This is a genomic window from Rhodococcus ruber, assembly GCF_016804345.1.
Classification (GTDB): Bacteria; Actinomycetota; Actinomycetes; order Mycobacteriales; family Mycobacteriaceae; genus Rhodococcus; species Rhodococcus ruber.
Genome location: NZ_CP044211.1, coordinates 4,447,119 through 4,467,858, shown reverse-complemented (window position 1 = coordinate 4,467,858; position 20,740 = coordinate 4,447,119). Strand labels below are relative to the sequence as shown.

28 protein-coding genes are annotated in these 20,740 nt (G+C 71.2%); 18 read left to right on the top strand and 10 right to left on the bottom strand.

The window, feature by feature from the left end:
- The first annotated feature begins 78 nt into the window (after nt 1–78).
- The 3 genes from F1734_RS20530 (at nt 79) to F1734_RS20520 (ending at nt 966) form a co-directional block, all read left to right on the top strand.
- The gene (locus F1734_RS20530; RefSeq protein ID WP_119699949.1) at nt 79–342 is read left to right on the top strand and encodes a DUF6480 family protein; all 264 of its coding nucleotides are present in this window, start codon (nt 79–81) and stop codon (nt 340–342) included.
- A 99-nt stretch (nt 343–441) separates the two neighbouring features.
- Nucleotides 442–681 (top strand): microaggregate-binding protein 1, encoded by a 240-nt coding sequence (gene mbp1, locus F1734_RS20525; protein ID WP_010592162.1) that lies wholly within the window; start codon nt 442–444, stop codon nt 679–681.
- Between the two features lie 84 nt (nt 682–765).
- Nucleotides 766–966: a hypothetical protein gene (locus tag F1734_RS20520; RefSeq protein ID WP_010592161.1), complete on the top strand. Its 201-nt coding sequence runs from the start codon at nt 766–768 to the stop codon at nt 964–966.
- Here F1734_RS20520 and F1734_RS20515 read toward each other — a convergent pair.
- The 3 genes from F1734_RS20515 to F1734_RS20505 all read right to left on the bottom strand — a co-directional run bounded on the left by F1734_RS20515 (nt 923) and on the right by F1734_RS20505 (nt 3,906).
- Nucleotides 923–1,672: a PAS and ANTAR domain-containing protein gene (locus F1734_RS20515; RefSeq protein WP_010592160.1), complete on the bottom strand. Its 750-nt coding sequence runs from the start codon at nt 1,670–1,672 to the stop codon at nt 923–925. The genes F1734_RS20520 and F1734_RS20515 overlap by 44 nt on opposite strands.
- Nucleotides 1,673–1,731: 59 nt before the next feature.
- Nucleotides 1,732–2,304, bottom strand: a complete 573-nt coding sequence (locus tag F1734_RS20510) for a type 1 glutamine amidotransferase domain-containing protein (protein ID WP_010592159.1) — start codon at nt 2,302–2,304, stop codon at nt 1,732–1,734.
- 63 nt (nt 2,305–2,367) lie between these two features.
- Nucleotides 2,368–3,906, bottom strand: a complete 1,539-nt coding sequence (locus F1734_RS20505) for an FAD-dependent oxidoreductase (RefSeq protein ID WP_048772253.1) — start codon at nt 3,904–3,906, stop codon at nt 2,368–2,370.
- A 113-nt stretch (nt 3,907–4,019) separates the two neighbouring features.
- Here F1734_RS20505 and F1734_RS20500 point away from each other — a divergent pair, with 113 nt between their 5' ends.
- The 6 genes from F1734_RS20500 to F1734_RS20475 all read left to right on the top strand — a co-directional run bounded on the left by F1734_RS20500 (nt 4,020) and on the right by F1734_RS20475 (nt 8,874).
- Nucleotides 4,020–5,027: a DNA topoisomerase IB gene (locus tag F1734_RS20500; RefSeq protein ID WP_010592157.1), complete on the top strand. Its 1,008-nt coding sequence runs from the start codon at nt 4,020–4,022 to the stop codon at nt 5,025–5,027.
- A 90-nt stretch (nt 5,028–5,117) separates the two neighbouring features.
- Entirely contained in the window at nt 5,118–5,576 is a 459-nt protein-coding gene (locus tag F1734_RS20495; protein ID WP_228287080.1) for a hypothetical protein, read from the top strand.
- Nucleotides 5,573–6,802 (top strand): NRAMP family divalent metal transporter, encoded by a 1,230-nt coding sequence (locus F1734_RS20490; protein WP_203010986.1) that lies wholly within the window; start codon nt 5,573–5,575, stop codon nt 6,800–6,802. The genes F1734_RS20495 and F1734_RS20490 overlap by 4 nt, the downstream gene beginning before the upstream one ends.
- Entirely contained in the window at nt 6,799–7,203 is a 405-nt protein-coding gene (locus tag F1734_RS20485) for a hypothetical protein (RefSeq protein WP_017681240.1), read from the top strand. Before F1734_RS20490 ends, F1734_RS20485 begins: the two co-directional genes overlap by 4 nt.
- Complete coding sequence (locus F1734_RS20480) at nt 7,190–7,507, top strand: PRC-barrel domain-containing protein (protein ID WP_010592153.1); 318 nt, start codon at nt 7,190–7,192, stop codon at nt 7,505–7,507. The genes F1734_RS20485 and F1734_RS20480 overlap by 14 nt, the downstream gene beginning before the upstream one ends.
- Before the next feature lie 185 nt (nt 7,508–7,692).
- Nucleotides 7,693–8,874: a zinc-dependent alcohol dehydrogenase gene (locus tag F1734_RS20475; protein ID WP_010592152.1), complete on the top strand. Its 1,182-nt coding sequence runs from the start codon at nt 7,693–7,695 to the stop codon at nt 8,872–8,874.
- Between the two features lie 30 nt (nt 8,875–8,904).
- Here the strand turns inward: F1734_RS20475 and surE are convergent, their stop codons facing one another.
- The 3 genes from surE to F1734_RS20460 all read right to left on the bottom strand — a co-directional run bounded on the left by surE (nt 8,905) and on the right by F1734_RS20460 (nt 11,388).
- Nucleotides 8,905–9,696, bottom strand: coding sequence for a 5'/3'-nucleotidase SurE (gene surE / locus F1734_RS20470; RefSeq protein ID WP_010592151.1), 792 nt, complete (start codon nt 9,694–9,696; stop codon nt 8,905–8,907).
- A gap of 4 nt (nt 9,697–9,700) precedes the next feature.
- Entirely contained in the window at nt 9,701–10,675 is a 975-nt protein-coding gene (locus F1734_RS20465) for a PfkB family carbohydrate kinase (protein ID WP_010592150.1), read from the bottom strand.
- 74 nt (nt 10,676–10,749) lie between these two features.
- Nucleotides 10,750–11,388, bottom strand: coding sequence for a DUF2231 domain-containing protein (locus tag F1734_RS20460; RefSeq protein ID WP_203011905.1), 639 nt, complete (start codon nt 11,386–11,388; stop codon nt 10,750–10,752).
- 72 nt (nt 11,389–11,460) lie between these two features.
- Between F1734_RS20460 and F1734_RS20455 the strand changes: the two genes are divergently transcribed.
- The 6 genes from F1734_RS20455 (at nt 11,461) to F1734_RS20430 (ending at nt 16,091) form a co-directional block, all read left to right on the top strand.
- Complete coding sequence (locus tag F1734_RS20455) at nt 11,461–12,540, top strand: NAD-dependent epimerase/dehydratase family protein (protein WP_010592148.1); 1,080 nt, start codon at nt 11,461–11,463, stop codon at nt 12,538–12,540.
- 35 nt (nt 12,541–12,575) lie between these two features.
- The gene (locus F1734_RS20450) at nt 12,576–13,034 is read left to right on the top strand and encodes an SRPBCC family protein (protein ID WP_010592147.1); all 459 of its coding nucleotides are present in this window, start codon (nt 12,576–12,578) and stop codon (nt 13,032–13,034) included.
- Nucleotides 13,031–14,626, top strand: a complete 1,596-nt coding sequence (locus tag F1734_RS20445; protein WP_017681237.1) for a phytoene desaturase family protein — start codon at nt 13,031–13,033, stop codon at nt 14,624–14,626. Before F1734_RS20450 ends, F1734_RS20445 begins: the two co-directional genes overlap by 4 nt.
- A 69-nt stretch (nt 14,627–14,695) precedes the next feature.
- Nucleotides 14,696–15,061, top strand: coding sequence for a hypothetical protein (locus F1734_RS20440; protein ID WP_017681236.1), 366 nt, complete (start codon nt 14,696–14,698; stop codon nt 15,059–15,061).
- A 102-nt stretch (nt 15,062–15,163) separates the two neighbouring features.
- Complete coding sequence (locus F1734_RS20435) at nt 15,164–15,805, top strand: HemK2/MTQ2 family protein methyltransferase (protein ID WP_017681235.1); 642 nt, start codon at nt 15,164–15,166, stop codon at nt 15,803–15,805.
- 76 nt (nt 15,806–15,881) lie between these two features.
- Nucleotides 15,882–16,091 (top strand): CDGSH iron-sulfur domain-containing protein, encoded by a 210-nt coding sequence (locus F1734_RS20430; RefSeq protein ID WP_040270934.1) that lies wholly within the window; start codon nt 15,882–15,884, stop codon nt 16,089–16,091.
- Between the two features lie 112 nt (nt 16,092–16,203).
- Here the strand turns inward: F1734_RS20430 and F1734_RS20425 are convergent, their stop codons facing one another.
- Entirely contained in the window at nt 16,204–16,359 is a 156-nt protein-coding gene (locus tag F1734_RS20425) for a DUF6131 family protein (protein ID WP_003937495.1), read from the bottom strand.
- Nucleotides 16,360–16,524: 165 nt separating this feature from the next.
- Between F1734_RS20425 and F1734_RS20420 the strand changes: the two genes are divergently transcribed.
- Nucleotides 16,525–16,938: a DUF5709 domain-containing protein gene (locus tag F1734_RS20420; protein ID WP_064065790.1), complete on the top strand. Its 414-nt coding sequence runs from the start codon at nt 16,525–16,527 to the stop codon at nt 16,936–16,938.
- 61 nt (nt 16,939–16,999) lie between these two features.
- On the opposite strand, the gene F1734_RS20415 is transcribed toward F1734_RS20420, so the two are convergent.
- Nucleotides 17,000–18,013 (bottom strand): iron-containing redox enzyme family protein, encoded by a 1,014-nt coding sequence (locus F1734_RS20415; RefSeq protein WP_119699944.1) that lies wholly within the window; start codon nt 18,011–18,013, stop codon nt 17,000–17,002.
- Nucleotides 18,014–18,204: 191 nt separating this feature from the next.
- Between F1734_RS20415 and F1734_RS20410 the strand changes: the two genes are divergently transcribed.
- Nucleotides 18,205–19,002, top strand: a complete 798-nt coding sequence (locus F1734_RS20410; protein WP_048772316.1) for an SDR family oxidoreductase — start codon at nt 18,205–18,207, stop codon at nt 19,000–19,002.
- Between the two features lie 6 nt (nt 19,003–19,008).
- On the opposite strand, the gene F1734_RS20405 is transcribed toward F1734_RS20410, so the two are convergent.
- Nucleotides 19,009–19,497: a DUF6328 family protein gene (locus F1734_RS20405; RefSeq protein ID WP_203010985.1), complete on the bottom strand. Its 489-nt coding sequence runs from the start codon at nt 19,495–19,497 to the stop codon at nt 19,009–19,011.
- 133 nt (nt 19,498–19,630) lie between these two features.
- Here F1734_RS20405 and F1734_RS20400 point away from each other — a divergent pair, with 133 nt between their 5' ends.
- Nucleotides 19,631–19,852 carry a hypothetical protein gene (locus F1734_RS20400; RefSeq protein WP_010592138.1) on the top strand — a complete coding sequence of 74 codons (222 nt, stop codon included), beginning with the start codon at nt 19,631–19,633 and terminating at the stop codon, nt 19,850–19,852.
- Nucleotides 19,853–19,865: 13 nt separating this feature from the next.
- Here F1734_RS20400 and F1734_RS20395 read toward each other — a convergent pair whose 3' ends face one another.
- Entirely contained in the window at nt 19,866–20,726 is an 861-nt protein-coding gene (locus F1734_RS20395) for a PPK2 family polyphosphate kinase (protein WP_010592137.1), read from the bottom strand.
- Nucleotides 20,727–20,740: the final 14 nt, after the last annotated feature.

Here is a 20,740-nt window from a genome sequence, read left to right as displayed (position 1 = left end):
TCCGAGGGATGGGGTGCCCGCTGCGGTCGCGAACCCGTCGGTTCCGGGGTCACCGGCCGCCGAGAGAAGGAGTGGGTGATGAACGCACCCGATCCGCGCAACATCCCCGATCCGCAGGCACATTCCGGTACCGATCCCGATCCTGCCCGCACACCCGATCTGGAGCCCGGCGGCGGGGTGGCACCGGGGTCGACGCCGCCGGACTCGGGAACCACCTCCGGACTGTCGGCGCCCGAGCCGCGCACTCGGAACAATTTTCCGCCCACCGGCGTCCTCGCGATCGTTGCGGTCGCGCTGATCGTCGTTCTCTTCCTCGTGGTGATCGTGGGAATTCTGCTGTAGGCGGCGCAGGTTCGGCTGCCGCACGCGCGCGTGGTTTGCCGGAGTCCGCCGAGGGTATTCCTGGCTCGCAAGCGAGGAACGCCGACGAGGGAGAGTCGCATGGCAGAGAACACGAGCGGACCGAGCGAAGGCGTGAAGGGCGTCGTCGAAGACGTCAAGGGAAAGGCCAAGGAGGCGGCCGGCGCCGTCGCCGGCAACGACGAGCTCACCCGGGAGGGGCGGGCCCAGCAGGACAAGGCGGACAGCCAGCGCGAGGCCGCGAAGAAGGAAGCCGAGGCCGAGAAGGCCCGCGCCGACGCCGACGTGGACGAAGCACGGCAGCGCTCGCATCAGCAGTGACGGGGAGCGGCCCCCGGGTCGCGCCCGACGTTCGTCCCACGACCCGGGGGCCGCTCGGCTCCCGGGTCTTCGTCCCTAGGAGCAATGATGCGCATTCTGACGTTCGTGGTGCTGGTGTGGCTGGTGATCGGAGCGGTTGCGGCGGGCCAGCGCGGATACTTCACGGAAGCCGAACAGAACTGCGCCGACTTCGCCACCGTCGCGGTGACGGTGATCGCGGGACCGCTGAACTACGCCGGGGTCAATCCGAAGGTGGAGTGCGAGCTTCCGCAGCCGAGTCCGTGACCGGACCTGGAGGCGTCTGCACAGACGGGACGCGCTCGTGCACGGTCATGAGCAGATGGTCGAACTCGTTGCGGAACGTCGTCGGTACGTCGAGTCCGGTGGAGACGTCCCGGACGAGCTGCTCGGCGAGCGCGCGGAGCTTGACATTCGACTCCTGCGACCGCCAGGCGAGGATCTCGAAGGCGTGATCCGCCTGGATCCGGTAGACCGCCATGATCATGCCCTTGGCCTGTTCGATGACGGCACGGTCGTGCGCGAGTGCCGAGACCGCCTCGTCGACGCCCTCGCGGACCTCGTCCTCGTACGCGTCGGACAGGTCCACATAGAACCCGGACGTGCCGACGATCCGTCCGCACTCGTCCAGCAGACGGTCGGCGACCACGACCACCGGCCGGACCTTGCCGTGCGCATCGACGATGCGGTGCCGGCCGCTGAACGGCTCGCCGTTGCGCTGCATGGCGCCCAGCAGGGCTGCGACCTGGACCTTGTCGTCGGGGTGCTTGTGCTTCAGCAGCAGTTCGGTGGTCGGCCGTACGGTCCCGGGGCTGTACCCGTGCATCCGTGCCACGTCGTCCGACCATTCCCACGCGTCGTCGTCGATCAGATAGCGGAAACTGCCGACCCGCTGCGGCTTCACACTCGCGAACACCTGTTCGAAGGCGTCGCCCGCCCTCGTGTCGCTGATGCGCGTGCTCGGTTCACTCACGCAACGATTATGCCCCCGGAAGCGCGCACGACCGCCGGGGTCGCAGGACGGGACCCGAGCTAACCGGCGCGCTGCTCCGCGTTCGCGAACACCTCGACGAGGGTCGTGCAGAAGGCGGGCAGATCCTTCGGATTGCGGCTCGACACCAGGTTCCCGTCGACGACCACCTCCTCGTCGACCACGTTTCCGCCCGCGTTGCGGATATCCGTGCGGACACTCGGGTAGGACGTCAGGGTCCGTCCCCGGACCACGTCGGCCTCGACCAGCGTCCAGGGGCCGTGACAGATCACCGCGACGGGCCGGCCCGACTCGACGAAGTCCCGTACGAACGCCACGGCGGTGGGGTCCTGGCGCAGGTGATCGGGGTTGGTGGTGCCACCGGGCAGGATCAGCGCGTCGAAGTCCGACACCGACGCCTCCTGCACCGCCTGGTCGACCCGGTATCTTCCGGCCGCGTTCACGTCGGACTTCATGGCCTGGATCTCGCCGGGTTCGAGCGACAGCAGGCGCACCGTACCGCCCGCTTCCTCGACCGCGCGCCGCGGCTCCACCAGCTCGACCTCCTCGACACCGTTCGTGGCGAGGACGGCCACGGTGCGTCCCGCCAGCCGGCCGTTTCCTGGATCACTCATCGCCGAGTCGTCCTTTCGTCGTGGTTCACCGGTCGCGTACCCGACGCCGGCAACGGGGAAACGTCACTCCCGCGGCAGGTCCCGGGTGGCGGGACCCTCGAGCAGGCCCCCGTCCGCGGCGAAGCGGGAGCCGTGCAGCGGACAGTCCCAGGAGGCTTCGGCATCGTTCCACCGCAGCACACCGCCCAGGTGCGGGCACACCGCGGAGACCCGGTGCGTGGTGCCGTCCACGGTGCACACCCCGACCGGGCGGAGCTTGTCCCGGCGAACCTCGCCGCTGCCGTCGGGCGGCGGCGCGCCGTCCCCGGACAACTCGGCACGCATCCATCCGCGCGTCATCTCCACCGCCACGGCGGCATTGAGACGGGTCGCGGCCGGGAGGTCGAAAACCTGCGTGGGATTCCAGGACTGGAACGCCGATCCCCACTCCGGGGCCGCCTCGCCGAGGATGCGGTCCGCCAGCAACCGGGCCGCAGCCACCCCGTTCGTCATTCCCCACTTGCCGTACCCGGTCCCCACGAGCAACCGGTCGTTTCCGGGTAGCAGCGGACCCACGTACGGCAGATGGTCGAGCGTCGAATAGTCCTGCGCCGACCAGCGTGCCACGGTCTTCGCGCCGGGGAAGTGGCGGCCCGTCCACGCGACGAGATCGTCCGCGGCGCCGCGATGATCGTGTGCCCGCCCGACGGTGTGCCCGTTGCCGCCCACGAGGAAGTACTGCCCCCCGTACGCCGTGCGCAGCGAGCGCGTCGGCGAATCCACGGACAGGTACATGCCGCTCGGGACGTCGCCCGGCACTTCGAATGCGGCCGCATACGACCGTTGGGGCTCGAGGCGGGCGAAGAATCCGCCGCGATCGAGGATCGGTGTCCCCGTTGCGAGCACGATGTGCCCGGCCCGCACCTCGCCGCGATCGGTGACGGCCACGCATCCGTTCCGGTCCGAGCGGACCTTCCGGACCCGGCAGCCGGTGAACAGCGCGCCACCGCGTTCCCGGAATTCCCGGACCAGTTCGTGCAGCAACGGCATCGGATCGATCTGCGACTGGTCCGCCAGCGTCACCGCGGCGGCCACGGGGTACGGCAGTTCCGTCTCGGTCGTCATGCGGGCGTCGAGCCCGGCGGCGCGGCAGGCCTCGTACTCGGCGCGCACCGTGGCGGCGCCCTCCTCCCCGGCGCTGTAGGTGAAGGCCGCCGCGGATTCGATCGGCAGATCCCGTTCGCGGCACAGCTGCACCACCCACCGTTGGGCCTCGAGGTTGCCGGCCACGTAGTTGCGCAGGACGTCGCGCGAATGGCCCCTGGCGATACTCGAGAGGGTGCTGCCCTGCAGCAGGCTGACCTTGCCGGTGGTGTTGCCGGTGGTGACGGCGCCGACCGTGCGGGCCTCGAGGACGGCCACGCGGTGCCCGGCGCGCGCGAGCAGGAGAGCGGTCACCACTCCGGTGAGGCCGGCCCCGGCCACGACGGTGTCGAAGCGGGCCGGACCCTCGGGCCACGGAGTGTCGTCGAGGCGGGCGGTGTCGTCGAGGCGGGCGGTGTCGTCGAGGCGGGCGGTGTCGGTGCGGGCGGTGCCGGTGCGGGAGAGCCACAGGGAGGTCACCTGTGGGGAATGCCCCGTGCCGCGGACGGGAAACCTGCGATTGTCCGGGTGCCCGCAGGGGTATCCGCGGCGCAGCGCGCCGGTGGACGAGTGCGCGAGGAGGAGCGACCGGGATGCGAGTGCGGCGGAGCAACCCGTTCGGTCCCGGCATCCGGCGGGTGCGGCGCGGGCGGGGCTTCACCTATCAGGACGCCGACGGCAATCGTGTGACCGACGAGGCCGTCCTCGCCCGTATCGACGAACTCGTCATCCCTCCGGCGTGGCGCAAGGTGTGGATCTGTCCCCACCCCGACGGGCACATCCAGGCCGTGGGCATCGACGCCGCCGGTCGGCGCCAGTACCTGTACCACCAGCGGTGGCGCGAGGAGCGTGACGAGGAGAAGCACGACCGGGTCCTGGCGATGGCGGCCCGGCTGCCGGCCTGGCGGGACCAGGTGCAGGCCGACCTGACCGAGCGGGGGGTCGGGCGGCGCCGGGCCGAGGCGGTGGCGCTGCGGTTGCTGGACCGGGCCGTGTTCCGGGTGGGTGGGGAGGAGTACGCGGCCGAGAACGGAACCTACGGGGTCGCGACGTTGCTGCGCAGCCACGTGCGGCTGCGTGATACCGCCCTGACGTTCGACTACCCGGCCAAGGGCGGAATCCGGCGGGTCGTCACGGTCGACGACGCCGACCTGGCGACGGCTGTCCGGGCGCTGCGCCGGGTCCGCAGGGGGCCCGGCCGGCTGCTGGTCTACCGCGACGGTGACGCGATCCGCGAGTTGCACGCGGACGACGTCAACGCCCGGTTCAAGGAGCTCGCCGGTGAGGACTGCAGTGCGAAGGATCTGCGCACGTGGGGTGCGACGGTGCTGGCCGCCGCGGCCTTCGCCGAGCACGACGTGCCTGGGAGTCGGCGCGGCCGGGCGCGGGTCGAGGCGGCCGTGATGCGGGCGGTCTCGGAGGAGCTCGGCAACACCCCCGCCGTGGCACGGGCCTCGTACGTCGACCCGCGCGTGGTGCGGGCCTGGGCGGAGGGCCGCACGATCCGTGCCGCACTGCGGCGAGCCGGAAAGTGCGGCGATCCGGACGAATCCCGGGCCGTCGTCGAGCGCGCCGTGATCCGGCTGCTGCGCCGGTCCTGAGTCCGCCCGCGTGTTTCGACGCGGGCGCGGCGCGGTATCCGGCAGTGCCCGCTCGTGGACCCGCGGGCATCGGACTGCGAGGTGGATCCGGTGGGAGCAGGGTACGGGAGCGTGGGGCGGACGGTCGCCGCATGGCTCGTCGCATCGGCCGCGGTGCTGAGCGGCTGTGCGGGGCTGCCGGGTGGCGCGGAGGGTGACCTCTCGCGGGCCGCAGCGCAATCCGCCTCGGCCACCGCCTCCGCGGGACTGGCGATGGAACTGGTGTCCGAGCACCGCACCACCCGCGCCCACGCCGTGACCGTGCTGTCGGACGCACTCGACGAGGTGCTCGCCGCCTACTCGGCCGTGGCTGCGGTCGAGGTCGCCACCGGGCAGCAGGCGGCGCACCGCGCCGCGCTTCTCGACCGGATCGATGCCGCCGCCACCGTCCTCGGCGAGGCCCGCGCTCGAACGGACGCCGTCGCCACAGCCCCGCCCGCGTCGGACCTGACGGGCCGCCTGGCCGATCTCACCGGCTACCTGTCCGAGTTCGCGGAGGGACGCCGATGAAGAGACTCCTCGGTGTCGCCCTCGGAATCCTCACGGCCATCGGCGGCTTCCTCGACATCGGCGACATGGTCACCAACGCTGTGGTGGGCTCGCGGTTCGGGCTGGGCCTGGTCTGGGTCGTCGTCCTCGGGGTCGGCGGCATCTGCCTGTATGCGAGCATGGCCGGGCGCGTCGCCGCGGTGAGCGGCCGCGCGACCTTCGAGATCATCCGGGAACGGCTCGGCCCGCGCGCGGCGCTGGCGAACCTCGCTGCGTCCTTCCTGATCAATCTGCTGACCCTGACCGCCGAGGTCGGTGGGGTGGCCCTGGCCCTGCAACTGGCCGCGGGGACGGGACCGCTGATGTGGATGCCCGTGGCGGCGCTCGCGGTGTGGCTTGTGATCTGGCGGGTGCGGTTCTCGGTGATGGAGAACGTCACGGGACTGCTGGGCCTGTGTCTGATCGTGTTCGCCGTCGCGTTGTTCCTGACGGGCCCGGACTGGGGAGAACTCACCGGTCAGGCTTTCGCGCCCGCGATCCCCGAGTCCGAGGCGACGTCCGTGTACTGGTTCTACGCCGTCGCCCTCTTCGGTGCCGCGATGACCCCGTACGAGGTGCTCTTCTTCTCCTCCGGCGCCGTGGAGGAGCGGTGGACGGTCGCCGATCTCGCCCGCTCCCGGATCAACGTGGCGGTGGGGTTCCCGCTCGGTGGGATCCTGTCGGTCGCGATCGCCGGATGCGCCGCGGTGGTTCTTCTTCCCCGCGGCATCGAGGTGACGTCGCTGTCGGAGGTCGTGATGCCCGTCGTGGTGGCCGGGGGCACGCTCGCGTTGGCGTTCGTCCTCGTCGGGATCGTCGCGGCGACCTTCGGGGCGGCGCTCGAGACCACCCTGTCGAGCGGGTACACGCTCGCGCAGTTCTTCGGGTGGTCGTGGGGCAAGTTCCGGCGGCCGGCGGAGGCAGCCCGGTTCCACCTGTCGATGATGATCGCCCTGGTCGTCGGTCTCGCGGTGCTGGCGACCGGGGTGGACCCGATCCTGGTCACCGAGGTGTCGGTGGTGTTCTCGGCGGTTGCCCTGCCGCTGACCTACCTGCCGATCCTCCTGGTCGCGAACGACCTCGAGTACATGGGAGAACACGTCAACGGACCGGTCGTCAACGCGCTCGCCCTCGCCTACCTTCCGGTGATCGTGGTCGCGTCGATCGCAGCGGTGCCGTTGCTGGTGATGACGGGAGCGGGAGCATGAACGAATCCGGACGGCTGCCCGAGGCGCCGCTGCGCGGCCGGCTCGTCGATGCCCGGCTGCATCTGCTCGACCGGCTGGTCGTGGACGTCGACGGCCGGCCGGTGACCACCGTCGACGATGTCGACCTGGCCGGGGTCGAGGTGGGGACGGACGTCGACCCCGCCGCGCCGGCACCGACGGTGCGGGCAATTCTGAGCGGAAACGCGCTTCCCACGAGGATATTCGGCGGCCGACCGCCCGATTCCCGACTCGACACGATCGACTGGTCGGACGTCGCCCGGCTGGGCACCACGGTGGAGTTGCGCGTGACCGGTGACCGGCTGGACCACCTGTGGGTCGAGCGGTGGGTCCGGGACCGCATCGTCGCGCGCATCCCCGGAGGTCGTCGTGCGCCTCAGTGAACTCGTCGGGGCGCGGGTGCACGACGCGGACGGTCGTCGCGTGGGTTTCGCCGTCGATGTGCGGTTCGTGGAGTCGCCGCAGAACCGGCTGCGGCTCGAGGGCCTGCTCGTCAGCCCGAGTTCGAGCGGCTCCTTCCTCGGCTACGAACGCACGGAGGAGATCCGGCCCGCGCTGATCGCCCGGTATCTGCGGTGGCGTCACCGTGGTGCGTTCCTCGTGCTGTGGCGCGACGTGCGCCGGGTCGGTGACGGCCGGGTCGAGCTGCGGCCGGGGTATTCGCGCTGGTCGCCGATGCTGCGGTAGGGCAGGGAAGGTTTGCGCCCCGCCGTGCGGGGTAGGCGGTTCGAGCCGGCGTTGTGCCGCGTAGCCCACGAGGAAGAGAGCCCGGCACGGCCGGGGTGAGAAGAGCCCGGCACGGCCGGGGTGAGAAGAACCCGGCACGGCCGGGGTGAGAAGAACCCGGCACGACCGGGGCGAGAGGAGCGGCGATGAAGGCAGTGACATGGCAGGGCAAGCGGAAGGTGAGCGTCGACACGGTCCCCGATCCGAAGATCGAGCAGCCCACCGACGCGATCATCCGTGTGACGACCACCAACATCTGCGGTTCGGATCTGCATCTGTACGAGGTGCTCGGGCCGTTCATGTCGCCGGGGGACATCCTCGGGCACGAACCCATGGGCATCGTCGAGGAGGTCGGGGCGGACGTCACGAAGATCAAACCTGGTGACCGCGTGGTCATTCCGTTCCAGATCTCGTGCGGCAGCTGTTTCATGTGCGGGGACGGCCTGTTCTCCCAGTGCGAGACCACGCAGGTGCGGGACCAGGGATCCGGTGCGGCGCTGTTCGGGTACTCGAAGCTGTACGGGAGCGTTCCCGGCGGCCAGGCGCAGTATCTGCGTGTGCCGCATGCGGATTCGACCCACATCTCGGTTCCGGAGGGGCCGTCGGACTCGCGGTTCGTCTACCTGTCCGACGTGCTGCCCACCGCGTGGCAGGCCGTGGAGTACGCGCACGTTCCCGACGGCGGTTCGGTGACGGTGCTCGGCCTCGGACCCATCGGTGAGATGGCCGGGCGGATCGCGGTGCACCACGGCTACCGGGTGATCGGTGTCGACATGGTGCCCGAGCGGCTCGGGCGGGCCGCCACGCGCGGCATCGAGACCATCGACCTGAAGGAGGCCGGGAACTCGCTGGGCGAGATGATCCGGGACCGCACGGACGGCCGTGGCACGGATTCGGTGATCGACGCCGTCGGCATGGAGGCCCACGGGTCACCCGTCGCGACGGCGATGCAGACCGCGACGGGCCTGCTGCCCTCCGCGCTGTCGGCGCCGCTGATGACCCACGTCGGCATCGATCGTCTGCACGCCCTCTACACCGCGATCGACGTGGTACGGCGGGGCGGCACGATCTCGCTCAGCGGCGTGTACGGCGGCATGACCGACCCGATGCCGATGATGACCCTGTTCGACAAGCAGATCCGGCTGCGGATGGGTCAGGCGAACGTCAACAACTGGGTGCCGCAGATCATGCCGCTGCTCACCGACGACGATCCGCTCGGTGTGGACACCTTCGCCACGCACCGGCTGCCGCTGTCGGACGCCCCGCACGCGTACGAGATCTTCCAGCGCAAGCAGGAGGGGGCGATCAAGATCCAGCTCGAACCCTGACCGGGTTCCCGGCTTTCGGTGCCGCCGGGGTCACCCCAGGTCGGCCGCGGTGCGCGGCAGATCCTCGGTGGCGACGTCGGCGGCCTCGAAAGGCGACCGCAGCACCGTCGCGGTCGCCCAGCCCTGGGCGAGCAGGCCCGCATCCGTGTCCTCGGACTCGTCGGCCCGGATGTCGCTGAACGTCACCGTCACGAACCGGCGGTCGTCGTCGTCCGGGGTCTGGTCCGACTCGCCGATGTCGGCCTGCACGGCACCGAACGCAGCGAGCGGTGCCGTGCGCAGCCCCCGCAGCTCGCTCAGCGGGACGTCGGGCACGTTGACGTTGAGCACGGTTCCCGGCACGCCCTGGCCCAGCACCCATTGCAGGGCATGCCGGGCGATGACCTCCGCGCCGTCCCAGTGCTCGTGGACCGATCCCGCCAGGGACACGGCCAGGGCCAGACTGCCGTGGTTGGCGCCGGTCAGCGCCGCGCCGACCGTTCCGGAGTGCAGGATCGCATGACCGGTGTTGGGGCCGTGATTGATCCCGGAGAGCACGATGTCGGGCCGGGGACCGAAGGCGCCGTACATCGAGACGAAGGTGATCAGTGCCGGCGACGCCTCCACGGCGAGCACCGTCGTGTCCGGCAGGTCCGGGAACGTGCGCGGCGAGACGACGAGCCGGCCGTCCTCCTCGAGGGCGCTGAGCGAGGCGCTGGCGCCGCTGCGTTCGGCGTGCGGCGCGGCGACCACCACGTCGAGACCGGCCTCGACCGCCACCCGGCTGAGCACCGAGATGCCGTGACTGTCCACCCCGTCGTCGTTGACGATCAGCGCTCTCACGTGACTACCTCCCCTTCTTCCCCTTCGCGAACGGCCGGACCTCGACGCTCTCGGCGACCTTGGCGACGAGTTCTCGCTGCCCGGTGGCCAGCCCGTGCCGGGTGACGTTGACGGCGCCCGCGGCCGCCCCGAGCCGGAGGGCCTCGGCGAGGGGCCGCCCGGCAGCCAGCGCAGCTCCGATCCCCGCGGTCATGGAGTCGCCGGCGCCGCGGTGGTCGGCAATGTTCAGCGGCGGCGAGACGATCTCCATCAGTTCGTCGTCGACGAGCGCGAGCGCCGGGTCGCCGGCACGGGAGAGCACCACGTTCCGGGCCCCCTGGGCGACGAGTTCCTTCATCGCGGCGATCAGGTCGTCGACGTCGTCGGACCGGGCGCGACCGTCTTCGATGAGATCCTCGTGGCTGACCTTGAGCACGCTGAGGCCGCCCTCGAGCGCCGCGGTCATCGTCGGACCGGACAGATCGGCGACGACGGGGACGTTCATCGCGGTCAGGTCGGCGGCCAGCCGGGTGTAGACGTCGTGCGGTATCGCCTCGTCGCAGTGCGGGCCGCCGAGCAGCGCCACGTCCGCGTCGAGACCCTCGGACAGTGCCGCACCGAACAGGTCGTCGGCCTCGTGCCGGTTGAGTGTCGGCGGCGGGACCTCGACGATCTCCTCGCGCTCGCCGCCGCGACGGTCGTGCACGTACGAGCCGTTCTGCCCGGCGGTGACCACCGGCCGCACCGACACGCCCTCGCGTGCGATGAGATCGCTGACGACGGGACCGGTCTCGCCGCCGAAGGTGCCGCACAGCCGCACGTTCAGGCCGAGGGTGGCTGCCATGCGGGCAATCCAGAACCCCTGCCCGCCGGCGTGGATGTGCAGTTCCGGGACGTCGGACGGCGACGACTCGATGGTGACGGTGAGCAGCGGGGTGGGAGCGAAAACGAAGGCGGAGGGGGCACTGTCGTCGTTGCCGTCTCGGGGCGGGGGAGTCATGCGGATCCTTCGGAGAGAGGTGGACGCGCCGCCCGTGGGGACGGGCGTGCAGTTCGGATGGCGGTGTCGGCCCGTCAGGCTGTTCCGTCGGGCGAGCCCGCGAGGACGGGATCGTAGGCGGGAGCGTTCGGCACCTCGGCCGGGCGCACGTTTGCGCCGAGCGAATACGCGAGGTGACCGCCCAGCAGGCCACCCAGCCCGATCAGTGCCGCGCCGGCGGCGCTGAGTGCCACCGCGCCGGGGGCGTTGAGGGTCACCGCGCCGGGGGCGTTGAGGGTCACCGCGCCGGGGGTGCGCCCGCGCCGCCGGCGGCGGTAGGACAGGGCCATCAGGGCCGCTCCGGTGCCGTTGACCACCGCATGGATCAGCCCGACCCGGCGCTGCACGGTGTCGGTGTGTACCCAGTCGACCCAGCCGGCCAGGACCGTCGGCGGAGCCGCCAGCAGTCCGAGCCCGATCAGCCGCCGCGCGGCCTCGGGTTGCCGCAGGGCGTCGAAGGCGACGGCCGCGGTCCATGCCCCGATGGGCACGGTCACGAGTGCCGGATGCAGTGGGTGACCCACCGGCGTCCCGTGGAGCACGGCGCCGACCGGAGTGTCCGCCAGCCGCGAGAGCTGCCTGCCCAACAGTTCGGCGGGGCCGTCCAGCCACGTCGCCGATTCCGTCCCGGAATAGAGGATCTCCATCTGCGAGCCCGTCATGCCCACGGGCATACCCGTCCCCGAGCGGGTGAAACCTGCCACGACGGGTGTACGACGCAGCCCGGTGGGGAAACTCCTGCGATCATGGGACAGCGCATCGTGATCACCGGCGCCAGCGGCAACGTCGGCACCGCCCTGCTGCGACGACTCGCTCTGCGATCGGAACCGCCGGAGATCGTCGCCGTCGCCCGCCGCGTGCCACCGGCCACCGAACCCTACGGCGAGATGACCTGGCACAGCATCGACCTCGCCGCGCCCGACGCCGGGACCAGGCTGCGCCCGGTCGTCGAGGGCGCCGACGCCGTCGTGCACCTGGCCTGGGGCTTCCAGCCCTCGCACCGCCGGGACTACCTGCGCCGCACCGGGGTGGACGGCACCGCAGCCGTGATCGACGCCGTCCTCGCCGCGGGTGTCGGGCATCTGGTCCACATGTCCTCGGCTGCGGTGTACGCGGCCGGGGCGTACGGCCGTGCGGTCGACGAGTCGTGGCCCGCGACCGGCATCGACTCGTGCGCGTACAGCGTCGACAAGGTCGCGGCGGAGCGGCTGCTCGACCGACGCGTCGCGGACGCGGCCGCGGCGCCGACCGTCACCCGGTTCCGGCCGGGATTCATCGGTCAGTACGCGGGTGGCAGTGCGTTGCGACGCTACGCGGTGCCGGGATACGTGCCCGACCTGGTGCTCCGTCACCTACCGTTGCTGCCCGTGGACCCCGGAACGACGATCCCCGCCGTGCACGCCGACGACGTGGCCGCCGCCCTCGACGTCGCTCTGGAGCGGCGCGCACCGGGGGTGTTCAACCTCGCGACGCCCGAACCGCTGCGGGCGGCCGACATCGCCGGCGCGTTCGGGGCGCGGGCCGTCCCGCTGCCGCGGCAGGTACTGCGTGCCGTCGTCGAGGCGACCTGGCAGGCCCACCTGCAACCGATCGCCGGTGGCTGGATCGACCTGGCGTACAACACCCCGATGCTGAACTGCGACCGGGCCCGCCGGGACCTGGACTGGGAACCGACCGTCCCGGGTCCCCGGGTGTGGCGCGAGGCCATTGCGGGTATGCAGGCCGAGGCCGGCACCGACAGCCCGGTCCTGCGCAGTCGCGGACCGCTCGAGACGATGAGCGCCCTGCTCGGGCGGGGGACCGTCGGGCGCCGCGTGCCGCCGTGACCACTCGCGGCGGAGCGACGAGAGAGGGTATCGGGATGAGTGAGACGGCGCAGCGCGACACCACGGCGACGTCGCAGCAGGTGTGGGACGTCCTCGCCGACGGCTGGTCGTACGCGAGCTGGGTGGTGGGGGCCTCCCGGATCCGGGCGGTGGACGACACGTGGCCGGCGGTGGGCAGCCGCATCCACCACTCGGTGGGGGTGTGGCCCGCCCTGCTGAACGACCACACCGAGGTGGTGGCGTCGGTTCCCGGCAAGGAGCTGAAGCTGCGTGCGCGGGCGTGGCCGGCCGGACAGGCCGAGATCACCATGCGCCTGCACGAGCGACCCGGCGGTTGCCGGATCGAGATGGCGGAGAAGGCCGCCGCCGGCCCGGGTCAGCTCGTTCCCGATGCGATCCAGGCCCGGCTGGTGCTGCCGCGCAACATCGAATGCCTGCGCCGGCTCGTCCTCATGGCCGAACGCGCCACCGAGCCGAAGGGCGTCGGCGAGTGAGTACCGAGACCGTCGATGCCGTCGTCGTCGGCGCCGGTCAGAACGGCCTGACGGCCGCGGCCGTGCTCGCCGACGCCGGGTGGGACGTCCTGGTGCTCGAGGAACAGCACGAGGTCGGCGGCGCGGTCCGCACGGCGGAACTGCACCCGGGCTTCCGGATGGACCTGTTCAGCGCCTTCTATCCCCTCGCGGCGGCCTCCCCGGCCTTCCGCGCGCTCGACCTGTCCTCGCACGGGTTGCGGCTGCGCCGGGCGCCGAGGGTGTACGGGCACGCCGCCGGTCCGCACGACGAGGACGCCGCGGTGGTCTTCCCGGACGTCACCGAGACCGCGGCCGAACTCGAACGGCGGCATCCCGGCGACGGCAGCACCTGGATCCGGCTGACCGAGCAGTGGAAAGACATCCGTGAACCGTTCCTGAGCGCCCTGTTCGAACCCTTCCCGCCCGTGCGCGGCCCGGCGGGGCTGATCCGCCGACTCGGTACCGCGGACGCTCTGCGCTTCGTCCGGATGCTGGCGCTGCCGGCGCGCCGGATGTCCGAGGAATTGTTCGGTGGCGAACACGCGCGGCTGCTGCTGCTCGGCAACGCGATGCACGCCGACACTCCCGTCGACTCGGCGGGCAGCGGAATCATGGGGTACGTGCTGACCATGCTCGCGCAGGATGTGGGCTATCCGGTGCCCGAGGGCGGGGCCGGGGAGCTCGCGGCGGCCCTGGCGCGTCGCGGCGAACACAGCGGGGCCCGGATACTGTGCGGCCGGAAGGTCACCGGCATCGAGGTCGGCGGCGGCAGGGTGACCGAGGTCCGCACCGAGCAGGGCGAACGCGTCCGGGTCCGGCGGGCGGTACTGGCCGACGTGTCCGCGCCGGCGCTGTTCGGCTCGCTCCTGCCCGCGGACGCCGTGCCCGCCGCCGTCCGGGACGACCTGCGGCGCTTCGAGTGGGACACACCCGTCGTGAAGGTGAACTACGCGTTCGACCGGCCGATTCCGTGGCGCTCGCAGGCACTCGCGACGGCCGGGACCGTCCATCTCGGCGCCGACGCCGACGGTCTCGTGCACTGGTCGGCCGACCTGGCGACCGGCCGCGTGCCGGAGCACCCGTTCATCATCTTCGGTCAGATGACCACCACCGATCCGGCCCGCTCCCCGGAGGGGACGGAAAGCGCCTGGGCGTACACCCACCTGCCGCGCGGTGTCGCCGACGACGCCTCCGCCGAGGAGCTCGCCCGGCGCGTCGACGCGGAGCTCGAGGCACACGCTCCGGGGGTGCTGAGCTCGATCGTGCACCGCAGCGTGCAGCGTCCCCGCGACCTCGAGGCCGCCAACGCGAACCTGGTCGGCGGCGCGGTCAACGGCGGCACCGCTCAGATCCATCAGCAGCTCGTGTTCCGGCCGTTGCCCGGCTTCGGTGGTCCCCGCACGCCGGTCGAGGGCGTGTATCTGGCCGGATCGTCGACTCACCCCGGCGGCGGTGTGCACGGCATGTGCGGGTGGAACGCGGCCCGCGCAGCCCTGCGTGACCACGGCGTGGGCGGCAGGCTGCGCCGGCGGCTGAACGAGGCGATCTCGGACGTGCTGACGCGCAGCTGATTTCCCGATGCCGTTGCCGACGCGATTGAGCAGTCCGCCGAACGGGTATCAGTAGGCATGGGAATGCCAGTGGGAACACCGATCCGGCAGGTACACGGCCCGTCGCTCGTGCCGCAGGCGCTGCGCGAGGTGGAAGGCGGAGTCGCCGCCCTCGCTGCCGGGATCTGCGTGATCGCCGCCGTCGGTGTGGGTGTGCTCTCCGCTTCCGCGCTCACGGGCGTCGGGGCCGGACTCGCCGTGGCGGCGGGCCTGTCGTTCATGCTCGGTTCGCTGACCTCGGCACCGGCCGCCGGACAGCCGGATCCGGCGCGGTCCTCGGCGGTCCGCACTCGACCGGACGGAGCCGCGGTGTCGCGACGCGGCACCGCCACCGCCACCGCCTTCCGCCGGCACCGGGTTTCGGGGGGCGTCCCGGAGGGGTACTCCCACGTATGACAACGACGTCTCGCCCGGAATTCATCGTGTCCCTCGCCCGGTCCACCTACGGGGGCCGTGCCGTCACAGCCGGGGTCCGGTAACGTGCCGGCGCCCAGGAGGGTGTGGCGACTGCCCGGTGTGTACCGCCCGCAGGAGGATTCGCATCTGCTCGCCGGAGCGCTCGACCGTGCTGCGGCACCCCCCGGCGCCAAGGTGCTCGACTTCTGCACCGGCACAGGCTTCATCGCCGTGTCGGCGGCGATGTCCGGAGCCGGGTCCGTGACGGCACTGGACATCGCCCCCCGCGCGGTCCTCGCGGCGCGTCTCAATGCGAGGTCGCGGAAGCTTCCGATCCGCGTCGTGCGCGGCGGGCTGGACGAGGCCGGCCGGCACGGACCGTTCGACGTGGTCCTGTCCAACCCGCCCTACGTTCCGCACGACGCCGATTCCGGCGACGCCCGCTGGGATGCCGGGGCCGACGGCCGGGCGGTGCTGGACCCGCTGTGTCGGAGACTGCCGAACCTGTTGTCTCCCGGCGGTTTCGCTCTCGTCGTGCATTCCGAGTTCTCCGGGGTGGACGAGACGCTCGTCCGGTTGCGCGACGCCGGTCTCAAGGCCTCCGTCGTCGCCCGGCGCCGGATTCCGTTCGGGCCCGTGATGCGCAGCCGCGCCGGATATCTGCGGACGCGCTACGAGCTGCCTGCCGGCGTCGACACCGAGGAAGTGGTGGTGATCCGTGCCGATCGAACACACTGCCCGTGAGGTAGCCACGGGTGACAGCCCCCGGGACACGTCCCCCGGGGGCGTCGCTGTGCCCGGCCTGTGCCCGGGACTGCGGGTGGAGGGTCTCGCGGCGGAGGAGCCGAGGGTCGTCCGGCTGGTCCGCGGCGGTCCCGCCCTGGTGGAAGGTCCGGTGCGCATCGTCGCCGAGGACGGCGACGAGGTGGAGTCGGACCGGTTCGTCGTCGCGATCTGCCGGTGCCGTCGCAGCGAGCGGTACCCGCTGTGCGACACCAGTCACCGTCGGCCCCGGCGCGATCCGCGCTGAGTCCGGTCCACGTCCGGTCCACGTCGACCGGCCCCTGGCGCACGGCACGCACACAGCGGGGCGGGCGGTTCCTGAGGAACCGCCCGCCCCGCAACGCGTCACACGTCACGCGTCAATACCAGTACTTCCGGCCGCCGACAGCCCGGCCCGTCGCTCCGAGGATCGCCAGGATTGCGCCCACCACCAGGAGAATGATCCCGAGTGTCCACAGGATCGAGATGTTGGTGAGGAAACCCACCACGAGCAGAATCAAACCCAGAATGATCATGAGTGTCACCTCGCTGTCGGTGCCCGTTGCCGGTCGGATCCGGGCCTTGCCGAGGGGATACCCGCATCGGATGTGCCGAAACCTCACGAACCTCACACCGGTGGACAGCAGGTACTTCGCGTCGATTCGTGGCGCGCCGACGGTCCCGGTGGCATTGTCTGGGGCATGCCTACTTCGGAGAACCCCGGGGACAGCGTCCCGGGCGAGTACAGCGTCGACGACGAGGACCAGTTGCAGCCGGAGGACTCCCTGATCGACCGCGGCGTCGACGACGTCCTCGACGAGGGATTCTCACCGATGGAACGACCTGTCGGCCTCGACCGGCACGAGACCCTGGACGAGCGGCTTCGTGAGGAGGAGCCCGAACGGGAGGACGAGGGCGAGAGCGAGTTCCGCAGCTCCGTCGCCGAGGCCGGCCGGACGCGCGCCGGGCGCCTCGTCGCGCCGGACGAGGGCACCGCCGAGGACGAGGACGCCGAGTTGTTCGGAACGGACGTGGGAATCGACGGGGGCGCCGCGTCCGCCGAGGAAGCGGCCGTGCACCTGATCGACGAGGAGGATTCCCGCCGGGAGGACTGAACGGCGACGGCCCGGCACCCGAGAACTCGGATGCCGGGCCGGATATCGGCCGGAGGGACGCTCAGACGGATCCGGTGCCGAGCAGGGACGATTCGTCGTTCTTCCACCGCTCGAGCAGGTACGCGGCGAGCCGGCCCTCGAGGTATTCCATCGCCTCTGCGCCGAACGCGACGTCGCCGGCACAGCGCGGATCGCGCTCGACGAGATCACCCGCCACGTCGTAGCGGAGCACCTGCTCGTGCACCGCGTCCGCCTCGATGTGCTCGGTGTAGAAGTGGATGCACGCGTCCGGCGCGCCCAGGCGTTCGAGGCCGCGTGCCATCCGGCGCGCCATCGGCGAGGAGGTGATCTCCGCGGAGGCGAACAGGCCCACGAGTTTCGGGGTGTGCGCGCGGTGCAGTCCGCACAGGGACATGAAGTTCACCGTCGCGAGCGTCTCCGCGGGCACCCGGTCCAGATAGGCCAGGTATCCCGTGTCGAGACCGGCCGCGGCGAGCAGGTCCGAGTAGAGGACCGAGTGCATGCGCTCGGCCCGGCCGCCGCCGAACTCGTCGAACTCCACCGCCACCAGCGCCGCCTTCGCCCTGCCGGTGAGCCGCGGGATGGCGAACGAGTGGGGGTCGGCCTCCTTGAGGTGGTAGACGGACCGGTGGACGAAGAACTCGCGCACCTGCTCCCACGTGCCCCGGTCACGGATGTGATGGGACACGCCCCACGCGTCCTCGGGTTCGCGGCACAGGTCGTCGAACACCCGCTGGGGATCGTCGCCCGACGGCACGTCGGCGCGCAGCCGGTCCAGGAAGAGCCGTTCGAGACCGGCTCGGACGGCCAGCGGGCCCGGCGCCCATTCCCAGCCGGCGTCGACCCCGTCGAACCCGCGGTAGGACAGTTCGTACAACACCGTCAGAGCCAGCTGGGCATCCTCGCCGTAGGGGTCGGTCCCGGCCACCTCGATCGGCCAGAGGCCGGTGTCGGCCGGACGCGCGAGCCGTTCGATCACCTGCCCGGAGACAGGCCCCCGGGCCCGGGGGAGGGCGGCGGACTGCAGCACGGCGGTCGCAGAATTCGCAGGCATGTGCGCGGATACCCGGACCCGATTCGTGCGAAACGCCGGGTGTGGGGCGGGTCCGGGCGGGTATCCGCCCGGACATGAACAGTGAAAAAAGCGACGGTGACAACAGCGACGTGGAGAACGGGACTCCATCCGGCGGCGAGGATGTCGAGCGCCCGCCGCACACGATCGATTACCCCGGTGAGACGGCCGACATGGCCGAGCAGCCCCGCGACGAGATGCGGAACTATCGGGGCCGCGACCTGCTCGCCGGCCGCAAGGCCCTGATCACCGGCGGTGACTCCGGTATCGGGCGCGCGGTGGCGGTGGCCTTCGCGAAGGAGGGCGCCGACGTCGCGATCGCCTACCTCGACGAGCACGACGACGCCGAGCACACCGCGGACCTCGTGCGGCGTGCGGGTCGTCGATGCCACCTCCTCCCGGGAGATCTCGCCGCGGCGGACCACTGCCGGGCGGTCGTCGCCGAGACGGCCGCGGCGCTCGGCGGCCTCGATCTGCTGGTCAACAACGTCGCGTACCAGGAGCCGGTGGACGACCTCACCGAACTCGACGACGCCCAGTGGCGGCGGACGTTCGCGGTGAACATCGACAGCTACTTCCACGTGACGAAGGCGGCGCTCGCCCACCTGCCGCGCGGTTCCGCGGTGATCAACACCGCCTCCATCAACGGTCTGCGGGGCAACAAGTCGCTGATCGACTACTCGGCCACCAAGGGTGCGGTGCTCGCGCTGACGTACTCGCTGGCGCAGTCGTTCCAGGACCGGGGAATCCGCATCAACTGCGTCGCGCCGGGACCGGTGTGGACGCCGCTGATCCCGGCGACCATGGATGCGGAGAAAGTCGCGACGTTCGGGCAGCAGGCCCCGTTCGGCCGGGCGGCGCAGCCGGACGAGATCGCACCCTCGTACGTGTTCTTCGCCTCCGAGACGATGTCGTCGTACTACAGCGGTGAGGTGCTCGCACCGATCGGTGGTGAGACGCTGCCGGGCTGAGCCGGGTCAGCGTCGGTATCGCCAGGGGTAGGCCACCCACAGGGTCAGGAACAGCACGACCGTGACGAGGCCCCCGGCGATGCCGGCGGCGGTGTTGACCACCAGCCCGACGACCAGCACGACGACGCCGGCCATCGCGACCCCGAGCAGGAGCAGGCCCGCCATGGCGAAGCGGTGCGCCGTGACCACCAGTTCCGGGAGGCGGCGCTGCCGGAAGAGCAGGCGGTGCATACCGACGGGGGCGACGAGCAGGATGGTGGCCGTGATCGACGCCAGCACGGTGACGAGATAGACGCCGCGCTGGAAGCCGGTCAGCTCGTCGAACCGGCTCTGGAACGGCAGGGTGAGCAGGAAGCCGGTGAGGAGCTGGACGCCGGTCTGCACGACGCGCAGCTCCTGCAGCAGACTCGACCAGTTCCGGTCCAGTCGCTGCACGGGCGTCTCGTGCCGGACCCGCTTGTTCCAGTCCTCGTTCGGAACCGCTGTGGGCTGCACTCTCTCGGCATGCCCCGTACGGCGCTCGTCAAACCTCCCCGGTAGCACCACCGTCCTCTTGTGACCTGTATCACTGTACGGGTACTGTCGGCTCCACCAGGGACAACGTCGCTCCGAGGAAAGGAGGGCGGTCATGAAGCTCAATCTGTTCGTCGCATGGACCGGCTACATGCTCGCGTTGGTCTCGATCGTGAGTCTTGCGGGTTTCCTCTACGCCGCGGGGTCCGGCAACGGCGGGTGGGCGCTCGTCGCGGGCGCGGTGTGCGTCCTCGCGGTGGCGTCGGCGATCGCGATGATCGGTAGTACCGTCCATCACGACCATCGTCTGCATCGCGAGACACCGCACCTGTTCTGACGGTTCCGCCGTCTCACGCCTCGGCCAGGCGCCGCTTCTCGAGTTCCACATCGAACCCGGCTGCCGGCCAGTCCAGGTCGAGGCGCTCGAACGCGTCGACGAGCAGTTCCATGACGGCGATGCGGCTGTACCACTTGCGGTCGCAGGGCACGACATACCAGGGGGCGTGCTCCGTCGAGGTCTTGTCCAGCATCGCCTGGTACGCCTCCTGGTAGGCGGGCCACAGCGTGCGTTCGGAGACGTCGCCGGGGTTGTACTTCCAGTGCTTGTCCCGCCGCTCGAGCCGTTCGGCCAGGCGGCGCTTCTGCTCGTCGAGCGAGACGAACATCGCCACCTTGACCAGCGTGGTCCCACTGTCGACGAGTTCACGCTCGAACTGGTTGATCTCGTCGTACCGGGTGCTCCACACGCTCTCGGGCACGAGGTTGCGGACCCGCACGACGAGCACGTCCTCGTAGTGCGAGCGGTCGAACACCCCGAGCTGTCCCGCCCGCGGCAGCGCCTTGTGGATGCGCCACAGGTAGTGGTGGCGCTTCTCCTCGGGCGTGGGCACACCGAACGACGTGTGGTCGACGCCCTGCGGATCCACGTGGCCGATGACGTTGCGGACCATGCCGCCCTTGCCCGCGGTATCCATGCCCTGCAGGATCAGCAGGATTGACCGGCGGTCCCCCGAGCGTCCGTTGGCGAACAGCATCTCCTGCAGGCGCGAGAGCACCGCCCCGCGTTCCTCGATGAGCCGTTCGCCGGTGGCCTTGTCGCCGGTGAAGCCCGGGGTTCCGTTCGTCTCGATGTCGGCGACCCTGGTCCCGGGGTGGGCACGGAGCACCTCGACGGCCGGCGCCTGCCACGGATCGGTGCTCTTGACGGTCATCTGCCGAGCGTGCC

Coding starts and splice junctions, on each gene's coding strand:
- F1734_RS20530 (WP_119699949.1), top strand. CDS start 79: ATGAACGCACCCGATCCGCGCAACATCCCCGATCCGCAGGCACATTCC.
- mbp1 (WP_010592162.1), top strand. CDS start 442: ATGGCAGAGAACACGAGCGGACCGAGCGAAGGCGTGAAGGGCGTCGTC.
- F1734_RS20520 (WP_010592161.1), top strand. CDS start 766: ATGATGCGCATTCTGACGTTCGTGGTGCTGGTGTGGCTGGTGATCGGA.
- F1734_RS20510 (WP_010592159.1), bottom strand. CDS start 2,304: ATGAGTGATCCAGGAAACGGCCGGCTGGCGGGACGCACCGTGGCCGTC.
- F1734_RS20500 (WP_010592157.1), top strand. CDS start 4,020: ATGCGAGTGCGGCGGAGCAACCCGTTCGGTCCCGGCATCCGGCGGGTG.
- F1734_RS20490 (WP_203010986.1), top strand. CDS start 5,573: ATGAAGAGACTCCTCGGTGTCGCCCTCGGAATCCTCACGGCCATCGGC.
- F1734_RS20485 (WP_017681240.1), top strand. CDS start 6,799: ATGAACGAATCCGGACGGCTGCCCGAGGCGCCGCTGCGCGGCCGGCTC.
- F1734_RS20475 (WP_010592152.1), top strand. CDS start 7,693: ATGAAGGCAGTGACATGGCAGGGCAAGCGGAAGGTGAGCGTCGACACG.
- F1734_RS20465 (WP_010592150.1), bottom strand. CDS start 10,675: ATGACTCCCCCGCCCCGAGACGGCAACGACGACAGTGCCCCCTCCGCC.
- F1734_RS20460 (WP_203011905.1), bottom strand. CDS start 11,388: ATGCCCGTGGGCATGACGGGCTCGCAGATGGAGATCCTCTATTCCGGG.
- F1734_RS20455 (WP_010592148.1), top strand. CDS start 11,461: ATGGGACAGCGCATCGTGATCACCGGCGCCAGCGGCAACGTCGGCACC.
- F1734_RS20450 (WP_010592147.1), top strand. CDS start 12,576: ATGAGTGAGACGGCGCAGCGCGACACCACGGCGACGTCGCAGCAGGTG.
- F1734_RS20425 (WP_003937495.1), bottom strand. CDS start 16,359: ATGATCATTCTGGGTTTGATTCTGCTCGTGGTGGGTTTCCTCACCAAC.
- F1734_RS20420 (WP_064065790.1), top strand. CDS start 16,525: ATGCCTACTTCGGAGAACCCCGGGGACAGCGTCCCGGGCGAGTACAGC.
- F1734_RS20415 (WP_119699944.1), bottom strand. CDS start 18,013: ATGCCTGCGAATTCTGCGACCGCCGTGCTGCAGTCCGCCGCCCTCCCC.
- F1734_RS20410 (WP_048772316.1), top strand. CDS start 18,205: ATGGCCGAGCAGCCCCGCGACGAGATGCGGAACTATCGGGGCCGCGAC.
- F1734_RS20400 (WP_010592138.1), top strand. CDS start 19,631: ATGAAGCTCAATCTGTTCGTCGCATGGACCGGCTACATGCTCGCGTTG.
- F1734_RS20395 (WP_010592137.1), bottom strand. CDS start 20,726: ATGACCGTCAAGAGCACCGATCCGTGGCAGGCGCCGGCCGTCGAGGTG.